The 10,393-nt window shown below is 35.5% G+C and carries 11 protein-coding genes; 3 read left to right on the top strand and 8 right to left on the bottom strand.

What is annotated here, in order from left to right; all coding sequences use genetic code 11:
* Positions 1-75: 75 nt before the first annotated feature.
* The 5 genes from AC33VI_RS18295 to psb34 all read right to left on the bottom strand — a co-directional run bounded on the left by AC33VI_RS18295 (position 76) and on the right by psb34 (position 3,764).
* Positions 76-609 (bottom strand): tetratricopeptide repeat protein, encoded by a 534-nt coding sequence (locus AC33VI_RS18295; protein ID WP_491783697.1) that lies wholly within the window; start codon positions 607-609, stop codon positions 76-78.
* A 105-nt stretch (positions 610-714) separates the two neighbouring features.
* On the bottom strand, positions 715-2,046 hold the full coding sequence (locus AC33VI_RS18290) for a TRAP transporter large permease (RefSeq protein ID WP_491783696.1): 1,332 nt from the start codon (positions 2,044-2,046) through the stop codon (positions 715-717).
* 1 nt (position 2,047) lies between these two features.
* Positions 2,048-2,548: a TRAP transporter small permease subunit gene (locus tag AC33VI_RS18285; protein WP_491783698.1), complete on the bottom strand. Its 501-nt coding sequence runs from the start codon at positions 2,546-2,548 to the stop codon at positions 2,048-2,050.
* A gap of 267 nt (positions 2,549-2,815) precedes the next feature.
* Positions 2,816-3,415 carry a pentapeptide repeat-containing protein gene (locus tag AC33VI_RS18280; protein WP_491783695.1) on the bottom strand — a complete coding sequence of 200 codons (600 nt, stop codon included), beginning with the start codon at positions 3,413-3,415 and terminating at the stop codon, positions 2,816-2,818.
* A gap of 178 nt (positions 3,416-3,593) precedes the next feature.
* Positions 3,594-3,764: a photosystem II assembly protein Psb34 gene (psb34, locus tag AC33VI_RS18275; RefSeq protein WP_491783694.1), complete on the bottom strand. Its 171-nt coding sequence runs from the start codon at positions 3,762-3,764 to the stop codon at positions 3,594-3,596.
* 463 nt (positions 3,765-4,227) lie between these two features.
* Here psb34 and devC point away from each other — a divergent pair, with 463 nt between their 5' ends.
* Positions 4,228-5,430 carry an ABC transporter permease DevC gene (devC, locus tag AC33VI_RS18270; protein WP_491783693.1) on the top strand — a complete coding sequence of 401 codons (1,203 nt, stop codon included), beginning with the start codon at positions 4,228-4,230 and terminating at the stop codon, positions 5,428-5,430.
* Here devC and AC33VI_RS18265 read toward each other — a convergent pair whose 3' ends face one another.
* Both AC33VI_RS18265 and AC33VI_RS18260 read right to left on the bottom strand, forming a co-directional pair.
* On the bottom strand, positions 5,431-6,213 hold the full coding sequence (locus tag AC33VI_RS18265) for an SDR family NAD(P)-dependent oxidoreductase (RefSeq protein WP_491783692.1): 783 nt from the start codon (positions 6,211-6,213) through the stop codon (positions 5,431-5,433).
* A 72-nt stretch (positions 6,214-6,285) separates the two neighbouring features.
* Positions 6,286-6,810 carry a GNAT family N-acetyltransferase gene (locus AC33VI_RS18260; RefSeq protein WP_491783691.1) on the bottom strand — a complete coding sequence of 175 codons (525 nt, stop codon included), beginning with the start codon at positions 6,808-6,810 and terminating at the stop codon, positions 6,286-6,288.
* Between the two features lie 145 nt (positions 6,811-6,955).
* On the opposite strand from AC33VI_RS18260, the gene AC33VI_RS18255 reads away from it, so the two are divergent.
* Positions 6,956-7,825 carry an alpha/beta fold hydrolase gene (locus AC33VI_RS18255; RefSeq protein ID WP_491783690.1) on the top strand — a complete coding sequence of 290 codons (870 nt, stop codon included), beginning with the start codon at positions 6,956-6,958 and terminating at the stop codon, positions 7,823-7,825.
* Between the two features lie 15 nt (positions 7,826-7,840).
* Positions 7,841-9,601: an Eco57I restriction-modification methylase domain-containing protein gene (locus AC33VI_RS18250; RefSeq protein ID WP_491783689.1), complete on the top strand. Its 1,761-nt coding sequence runs from the start codon at positions 7,841-7,843 to the stop codon at positions 9,599-9,601.
* Here AC33VI_RS18250 and AC33VI_RS18245 read toward each other — a convergent pair.
* On the bottom strand, positions 9,579-10,277 hold the full coding sequence (locus tag AC33VI_RS18245; RefSeq protein ID WP_491783688.1) for a hypothetical protein: 699 nt from the start codon (positions 10,275-10,277) through the stop codon (positions 9,579-9,581). The two genes, AC33VI_RS18250 and AC33VI_RS18245, sit on opposite strands and share 23 nt — an antisense overlap.
* Between the last annotated feature and the right edge of the window lie 116 nt (positions 10,278-10,393).

Here is a 10,393-nt window from a genome sequence, read left to right as displayed (position 1 = left end):
CTAGATAGATGTAGAGTGGGCAAAGAGAAGCTAGTATCTTGGTACGTTTCCCACTCTACTTTGAAAATTAGAAAATTATTTATTTGTGGGTACTAAACGTTTTTCTAAAGATTTAACTCGTAATTTAGCAACATTATTCTCAGGATCTATTTCTAAAGCTTTTTTATAGGTTTCTACAGCTTTGACGATCATTTGCTTTTTCTCATAAACATTACCCAAATTATTTAAGGCAATAATATATTCTGGATAAAACTTAAGTGCTTCTTTATATTGTCTTATGGCAATGTCATATTGCTCTTGGGCGAAATAAGCAAAACCCATTGCATTATGAATTAAAGCTTTATTTTCCTCTGGTAATTTTTTGTCTACTTTTAAAGCTTTATTGAGTAGAGTGAGAGATTGAACAAACAGTTTCTTGTCTAGATAAAGACTACCTAGTTCGTAATATTCTTCAGCAGTACCTTGTTCTTGCTTTAGTTTCTTTTGTAGGCGAGAAAAAGTGCTTTCTTGTTTGCGAGTTTTGATTACTTCTTTGAGAATGTAAATCGCAGCAAAAATCAATATTGCAAGTAAAGCGGAGATATAGATTATGGGTAGATTTTCATTCATAAAGCGATCGCAGATTAATTGAGCTTGTTAATTTAGATTTATGATTATTTGTAATTTTCACACATCTATCGAGACAAAATCTCCCTTGGTTAACAAAATGTTGATTTATCCAGAACTTAAGGAAGGTAAAAAACTGACGATTTGCGGAAAAGCAATAATCGAAACCAAAACCAAAAGCTGTAACAAAATAAAAGGAATTGCCCCACGATATATATCCTCGGTTTTTAGCTCTGGTGGTGCTACCCCTCGTAAATAAAAGAGAGCAAAGCCAAAAGGTGGAGTCAAAAAAGAAGTTTGTAAATTAGCTCCAATAATCACGCCATACCAGACTAAATCTATTCCTAACTGTTGAGCTACAGGGGCAAATACAGGAATGACAATAAAAGCTATTTCAAAAAAGTCAATAAAAAAGCCCAGAAAAAAAATCACCAGCATATTGACGATCAAAAAGCCGATTGTTCCCCCTGGAAGATCGATTAGGAGATCGGACATAAATCTTTCGCCCCCCAAACCCCTAAAGACCAAACTAAAGGCAGTCGATCCTAGTAGAATGAACATTACCATGGTGGTGATTCTCATAGTTGCGTCGCATACTTCCCGCAATGCAGCCCAACTCAATTGACCATTAACCGCAGCTAAAATCATCGCTCCCACCGAGCCTAAAGCACCTGCTTCTGTGGGGGTAGCAACGCCAAAGAAAATACTGCCTAATACCACCACAATTAATAACAAGGGCGGAAGCATTACCGTAACGACTTTAACTAAAAGTTGTTTGCCACCAACCCGTACTTCTGGAGGCAAAGCAGGGGCAACTTCAGGCTTGAGAAATGCCACTATTAGTACGTGCAGGGCAAATACACCCGCCATCATTAACCCAGGAATTAGGGAGCCGATGAATAAATCTCCTACAGGAATGCCCAATTGATCTCCCAAAACTACCAATACTACGCTAGGAGGAATGATTTGACCCAATGTTCCCGAAGCAACAATTACCCCCGCTGCTAGTTCTTTGCTGTAGCCATAGTGGAGCATAATTGGGAGAGAAATCAAACCCATCGCTACTACTGTCGCTGCTACTACTCCCGTCGATGCAGCCAGCAAAGCACCAACTAGCACTACCGCCAGAGCCAAACCACCTCTAACCCTGCCAAACAGAATACCCATTGTTTCTAATAGCTTTTCTGCAATGCCCGTCTTCTCTAGCATCGAGCCGAGGAAGATAAAATAGGGAATCGCCAACAGGGTATAGTTAGCCATAATGCCGAAAATACGGCTGGGCATGGCATTAAAAAAACTGAAACTAAATTCCCCAATACCAGCACCAATTAAGGCAAAGAGAATTGCTACTCCCCCCAGAGAAAAAGCTACGGGAAAGCCAACCGAGAGCAAGACTAATGCTCCTGCAAACATGGCTATGCCCAACCAGTCATAACTCATTTTAGTTACCCTCCTGGTGGCTATTCAGTTCTATATATAAATTCCAATTTTTAATTGCTTCGGATATGCCTTGTAAGATTAACAAGATAAAAGCCAAAATAATCGTGAATTTAATCGGATAGCGGGGCAAACCTCCAGGATCGGGCGACATTTCTCGGATTTTCCAAGAATTCATTACCGTTCCCCAAGAATAATAGAGAGTTAAACTACTAAAGGGAATTAAAAATAAAATATTACCCCAAAAATTGGCTAGAGCTTGACGACGGCGACTCCAACCTTTGTGGAAAATATCTACTCTTACGTGTTCGTTATATTTAAGAGCGTAAGCAGCACCCAACAAAAATACTAAATCAAATAAATACCATTGTATTTCGATTAAGGCATTGGAAGTAAGATTGATGCCCACAATGCGCCCAATGTATCTACCAAAGACATTCCACGCCCCTACTCCCACCATCAACAACACCAACCAATAAGTCAGACGACCAATTCCTTCATTCATTAAGTCAATGAGTCTGGCTACTGGTGTGGCTTTACGAGCGATCGCAGTTATTACCTTGCTGGCTATAGATAATATTATTGAAATTTTTTGCTTAAATAGCTCTATCAATTTTTTGCCTCAACCATCTAATCTGAAAGCTTACTAAATTACTAAGGCAATCTAGTATCTTGTGTTACCAAACTGCCAAGATTTTATTATCAAACAATAGCATCAGCTTGGCTTTTTAATTGAGATAGATAAAATTGAGGTATTACAATCTTAATAATTCTAAATAGCGAATTTTAGGGGAATGTCAGATAAGATTGCTAGACTCAGATCTGCCCCCGATTTAATTGCTTTATCTAGGTTAGTTTTCGTCAAATTAGTCTGAGTGAGGTTAGCTCCTGTAAGAACTGTTCTACTTAAATTAGCACCTCGTAAATTTGCCCCGCTTAAGTCGGCATAACTTAGGTTTGCCCCTGACAAATCTGCTCCTCGCAAGTCAGCATCCACCAAAGAAACCAAACGCATTTCTGCATTACTGAAGATAGATTCTCTCAAATTTGCTCGATTTAAGTTAGCTCGAATCATCAAAGCACCGTGACAATTAGCTCGAACCATACTAGAATCCTCTAAATTTGTGCGCCATAGTGTGGCTTTGGCGAGATTACTTCGATCTAAGTTAGCTTGTTTGAGAATAGTACAACCAAAATTAGCATCGGCTAAGTTAGCAGCCCGCAGTTCAATGTCAGTTAGGTCGATCTCGGTTATAGATGTTTGGGCTAAATTGACTCGATTAAAATTACGTTCTCCCGAGCTATATCGTGCAATCAGTTGAGAGGCACTAATTATCTTGGTCTGATGTTTGTGTAGATGTAAGTTGGACATTTAATCCAAAACTAATCTTAAATTAGAGCTAAAGGACAATTTATGAGTAAGATTTATCAGTAATATTGAGGAAATTAGACTTAAATAAAATCAATAATGTAAATAATTAGAAAATAACCTCGGATTACTCCGAGGCAATTGACCAAAAATAAAGTTGAGATGAGAAGGCTAAAATAATTTAGCTAACTACAGTAGCAGTAAAGATAGAACCAACAATTACTACCAAAGCGATCGCACCCCAGATTAAATAGCTGCGTTTTTCCTGAGAAGAGGGGGGTTCTGCATAGTACATTGCTGGCTCTTTGGCAAAATTATTGATGATGCCATGTTCGTCGGAAATAGTAGTCATAATGTTTTGTTTTTGTTAACTTATGTAAATAAATTTAACACTTTTATTGCGTAATATTACAAAAATCCAAGTATTTTAATATTTTATTAATATTTTAATTTTGCAGTAAAAGTCTAATTTTTAGGATTATTTATCTGCAACCAAAAGCTCATAACTCAAATATTGCAAGACTTACAGGGGTTTTTGTATATTTTAGTTTTTGTCTAAAAACACCTCAAATAAAAATCTATACCAAGAAATAATTAAGAGGAATCTTGTCAACTCAAAATAATATTTAGTTACATTAAAAGAGTTTTTAGTAATTAGTAGGGGCGAACGGCAGTTTGCCCCTACAGTTTTTAGTTCAATTAATTAGTAGATTTTGAGGGCTTACCAGTGTCCAAAAACTAATAACTAGTAACTAATAACTAATAACTAATAACTAACCGAAGGTTAAAAGCTAATAGCAACCCTATAAGTACTTATGCTGCGAAAACTAAATGACTACTTGCGTCGGACTCCTATAGCTTGGTTGCAACTTTCTCATCAAAAAATACGTTTGCTGGTTGCTATTTTGGGAGTGGCATTTTCCATTATTCTAATTTTTACTCAGCTAGGTTTGAGAGCGATGCTGTTTGATGGAGTAACTCTTTTGCCAGAAAACTTAAACGGCGACCTTTATTTAATGTCTGTCTATGCCGACAATATTCGAGAAAGTTCTTTTCCTAATATCTATTTATATCGAGTAGATGCTATTGAAGGGGTTGCTGATGCTAAACCCGTCTATGTAGATTTTGGTCGCTGGGTAGATCCAAAATTATTAGAATCGACCGATCGAGATCGAGCTAATATTAAGTCTTCTTCGATGCAAATTATTGCTTTTAATCCTAACAAGCCCGTGTTTAAGAATCTTCAAATCGAACAACAGTTGAATTTATTATCTGTCCCTGGAGGAATTTTATACGATCGCTTGGCTAAATCAGAATCGGGCAATATACCAGAATTATTGCGGCAAAATGGTAAGGTTTCCAGCATCCTCGATAATCGTCGAGTTACAGTGATAGGTTTATTTAATCTGGGCAGTACTTTTTATTACGACGGCGTAGCAATAATGAGTGACTGGAATTACGGAGCAATAAAAGGAGCGGAAAAACTGCAAGAAGTAAGTATTGGCGTTATAGATCTCGATCCTGGGGTAAATCCCCAAGTAGTAAAACAAAGAATTGAAACAAGTTTTGGTCGAGAAATCAAGGTCTTAACTCAAGCAGAATTAGCCAAATCCGAACAAGATGATGTGGCTACTTGGTCTGAAGGTAAAGTGTTGAATTTTGGCGCAGCAATTGGTTTCATTGTGGGAATTATTATTGTCTATCAAGTAATTTATACTGATGTGAGCGAACATCTACCCGAATATGCCACCCTAAAAGCAATGGGATATCAAGATTCAGACTTGTCTTGGGTAGTCTTGCAAGAGTCTCTAATTTTAGCCGTGATGGGTTTTATTCCTGGTTACTTGGCTTCTTATGGCATTTACTACCTAATGGCAAACTTTATCGAACTTCCCGTCAGTATGAATTTAGGCATTGCTCTTCGGGTTTTCGCTCTCAATATTACTATGTGCGTTATCTCTGGTGCGATCGCGATTAAAAAATTGCGTACTGCCGATCCTGCGGATATATTTTATTAATTAAATCTGCTTAAATTGTTTGCCCACAAGATTAACTAGCAAATCCCTGGGAAGTAATCGAGGTAAATTAACAATAATTTGATTGGCTATGCCACCAGTAACCACGGTAGATTGCTTTGCTTCTAGGGCTTTTAAAGTTTCTTCCACAACCTTTTCTGCAGAGACGAGAGTCATTCCTTCAAAACCCTCTGCCGAATCGGGAAAATCGGCTCTCTGGTAAAATTCCGACTCTGTAGGACCAGGACAAGTAACTAAGACTTTTACTCCACTGTCTTTATTTTCTGCCCATAGTGCTTCGCTGAAACTCAACACAAAAGCTTTGGTAGCTGCATAAACAGACATATAAGGAATTGGTTGGAAACCACCAATGGAGGCAACATTAACGACCGCCCCATTTCTTCTTTGTTGCATCAAGGGTAGAAATAAACCAGTCAATTCTACCAAAGCAGCAATATTTAGCTGAATCATTGCCATTTGCTTGGCTAAAGGACGACTGGCAAATTCTCCATAATCTCCAAACCCCGCATTATTAATTAATAGATCGACGACAATATTCTGAGTTTTCAAGCGATCGAATACCTTTTGTCCTGCATTGGATTCGGTTAAATCTTGAGCAATAGCACCCGTTTCTATTTGATATTTCTCACTCAACTCACTAGCCAACTTTTCTAGTTTATCTTGCGATCGCGCTACCAAAATCAAGTTATAATTCTTTTTTGCCAACTCTCTGGCAAAAGTCTCCCCAATACCAGAAGAAGCCCCAGTAACTAAAGACGTTTTCATCTTAATTTTCTATGTTTACTTTTGTTACATATCTTAACGTAATTAGTAGGGGCGGTTCGCGAACCGCCCCTACTAATCTGGATACCAAAACATTCCTTTAATTCCTTCTGGATCGAGAATAAAACCCAAACGTTGATAAAAATTAATTACTTGGGGGTCGGCAAAAAGAGTAATATTACTAATATCTTCACTACGTAGCTGATTGATCGTATATTTCATCATTGCTTTACCCAAACCTCGTCCTTGAAAAGTCGGGTCTACTACTACATCCCAAATAGTGGCGTTAAAAGCATGGTCGGAGGTAGCACGGGCAAAACCAATCAGACGGCGTTTCTGATTTTTGACTTCCCACATCGAAACCACCAAAAAACTGTTATTGATAGCCTTCTTGACTTTACGTAAAGGACGGCGAGCCCAGCCAACGCGATCGCAAAGTTCTTCTAATTCGTACAAATCTAATTCGCGCTCGGTACTAAAGACTATTTGAGCTTTGTCTGTATCTTCTCGGTCTGAGTTAATTAACTCATTATTATTTTCGATAGTTTCTGATGTTTCTACCGTGTCTGAGTTGCTGAATAGTTTTTTCCAAAAGACCATGCGGTTATGGCTTTATTGATTGGTGATTTTAACAAGATATTTTTATATATCTTAGTTATATTAGTCTATTTTCTGACCCAAAAGCACTTTATACTAAATCAAATAGGCTTATCGAAGCCCCGAATGACGATGATACAAAGAAAAAATGCCATCCATTAATGTATTGGGAACGCCTCATTTTTATGAGCTTACCCCTTCTGTAACAAACTCAAAACTTCCAGTATTGGTGTTCGTTCATGGTTGGCTTTTAAGCCGTCACTATTGGCAACCTTTAGTAGAAAAACTACAGTTAGAATATCAATGCTTAATTTATGACATACGGGGTTTTGGAGACTCTTTAAATACTGATGCGAACCAACAAAACAGTAAATTAAGAGGTTACGACCTTGAAGCCTATGCTAAAGATTTGCAAGAATTACTGCACAATTTAGAAATCAAACAAGCTTGGATAGTCGGACATTCTTTGGGTGGAAGCATTGCATTATGGGCAGCAAATATTTGCCCAGAAATAGTCGCGGGGGTTATTTGTCTGAATGCTGGTGGTGGAATTTATTTAAAGGAAGAATTCGAGCGTTTTCGCAATGCAGGGCGACAATTGGTTAAATTCCGTCCCGACTGGTTGCGCTATATACCCTTACTGAGCGTTTTATTTTCTCGAATGATGGTGGCGCGTCCCTTGTCACGAAAATGGGGTCGTCAAAGAATTGTTGATTTTATTCAAGCAGATGAAGAAGCAGCTTTAGGAGCATTATTAGAATCCACTACTGAAGCAGAAGTTCATTTACTGCCTCAACTAGTTTCTCGTTTGAAACAGCCAGTGTATTTTATTGCTGGAGACAAAGATAAAGTGATGGAATTAAAATACGTCAACCATCTAGCTAGTTTCCATCACCTATTTTCTTCCCTGGAAAGCAATGTATCAACAATTCCTAATTGCGGTCATCTGGGTATGGTTGAAGCCCCAGATGAAGTAGCAGAAATTATATGTAGAGTTTTAAAAAAAATTTCTAGTTAATTAAAGATAGTATTTATGACAACTGTTTCTAATGATTTGAATTCCAAACTAAATTACTTTTTAACCAAGCAATTAGAATTAGAAAATCAACTGTGTAGCTTCAAGCAGAAAAATAAAGGAATATTCTTAACTAACGATCTAGATACTATCGATTCTGTATTAACAATAGTGCCTAAAGACGAAAGTATTTTTGATAAGTCTTTTCTAGAACCTTCTTGTGGTCAAGGTATATTTTTAATCAAATTAATTATCAAAGCCTATCTTATTTCGCCAAATCAATTGGTTATAGCTAAGTTTATCCAAGAAAAGCTTTTTTTTGTAGATATAGATTTAAAAATGGTTGAAGCTACAAAAAACAATATTTGCGATCTTTTCTTTCATTTGTTTGGATTAAAATACACAGGGACTTTTAATAGCTATATAGAGGATTTTACTAAACTACCAAAATTATCTGTCGATGCTGCTAAAATCCATCTTAACCTAAAGCAAGAAAGCCTAAATTTATCTAGTAAAAATAGCTTATCTTATTTCTATAAGAAAATAGATTTTGTTATTGGTAATCCCCCATATATTAGCCTTTATGGTCGTCGCGACAAGAAAAAAAATGAACGACAAAGAATCTACTATCTCAAGAATTATTCGCAATTTCCTGAATCTCTGAAAAATGGAAAAATCAACTATGTAATGCTTTTTATTGAGCGAGGATTAAGATTTCTGAAAAAAAAAGGTTGCTTATCTTTTATCATAGATGTTTCTTTTTTTGAAACTGCTTATTTATATTGTAGAAAATTTTTAGTAGAAAAATATAAAATCGAATCACTTATCTATAACATTGATAGCTTTAATAAAGTTGCTAGTGGTCAAATAATTTTAACTATTTCTAATCAACCTCCAAAAGATAATTTGGTTTTAGTAATAGATAAAGAAAATAATCAAAGAAAATATATTAAACAAGATGCCTGGAATAAACCAGATGATGAATACAGATATAGAATATCTTATTGCAATAAACTAGAGGGTATTATTAATAAAATATTTTCCCAGAACGATCCTAAGCTAAAAGATTTATATCCTCATAAAAACTTAAGAACTTGTACGATGCTTCTAAATATGGAAGATAAATTCACAAGTAATCGACCATCAACAGAAGTTCTATCATATCCATATTATAAAGGTTCAAAAAGCCTTAAATATAAATACTCTGATTTAATGTGTATCAAGTTTTTTAATTATGATAAAAATCTTCAAGATCAAATCAATGATAAATTGAAAGAAGAATTATCTTTAAAAGGAATTAAAAATAAAAAAAGGGTTGGGCTAGGAGAAATAATTGTATACAATAACCCAAAAATATATATCAGACAATCAGCTAAAGAACTAATTGCTAGTTACGATCAAAATCCTAGTGCTGCAAATAATAGCCTATATGTATTTACTCTTAGGGATAATTCAACAGAGTCAATTAGATTTCTAAAATATCTTTGTGGTTTAATAAATTCAAAAATATATACGTTTTTTGCTCAACAACGACGTATTATTCGCTATAACAAAGGAAAACAGCCTCAAATAAAAATATCAGATCTTTATCAGATATTGATTCCTCAAGATACTAATATGATTAGTAAAATTATATATCTGGTCGAGTGTATTTACGAAAATTCAGCTGAAAATGAAATATATAAGAGAGAAATAGATACACTGATATATGAATATTATGGTTTAGATGAGCCTGAAATAGCAACTGTTGAAGAAGCTATCGAATCTTTTCTTCAATAATTTTTTCAGACTCAGCATTACTAGTTTTTAGATTTTTTGTTTGTGGATCTATCTTATCAAGTTTCTGTTGCGCTTTTTCCAGTTGGCGAACCAGTCCTTCTTTTATTTTTTTCATTAACAATACGATAAACTCTTCTCTAGTTCTATACGAAGGTTGAGCAGAAATATTCACTTGAAGTTGATTGGTTGGAGTTCTTCTGAAAGTCTCGCTAATATCTTTTAAAAAATAAGACTTAACTGTTTTATTTTCAAAACTGGTAAATTCTAAACCACTGCTAGATTCTTGGTAATAAACGTGGATATAAAGAAGATAAAATCCACCTTTTTCGATAAACTTAATTATCTTATCTGGAGTACCAATATCTGGATTACTGTCTTCTCCAGAATTTTTAAATGCTTTAAAATCAATCCAAATTTCTTCCCTATGATTTTTAAACTCAAAAAAGCATCTGGCATCCCAAGGATTTTTAGTTTTACCTTTTGGCGCACCTTCTGCATCCACGATATATTTATGGTCTTGTACGGCATCTACAAAAGCATCTTCTAACCAGTCGCTAATCTCAGCACCTGCTCTAGATTTTGCGGAGATATTTAAAATTTTATTTTTATTAACAATTTTTTTAATAACATCTGTAATTTGCGTTCTGATAAGTTTTTCGTATTCTCTAATCTTCACCAAATCACTCCAAATAGAAAAAACCTTGGATAATCATTGCGAAATAGCAGTAATATTTTCAATTAACGCATTTTGCCTGTTACTTTATACTCTGACTACATAGCGATAGTCAAATT

It is taken from the genome of Waterburya sp., from assembly GCF_058530065.1.
Note: the sequence above shows the minus strand (reverse complement) of the source record. Positions and strands in the feature narration are given on the sequence as shown.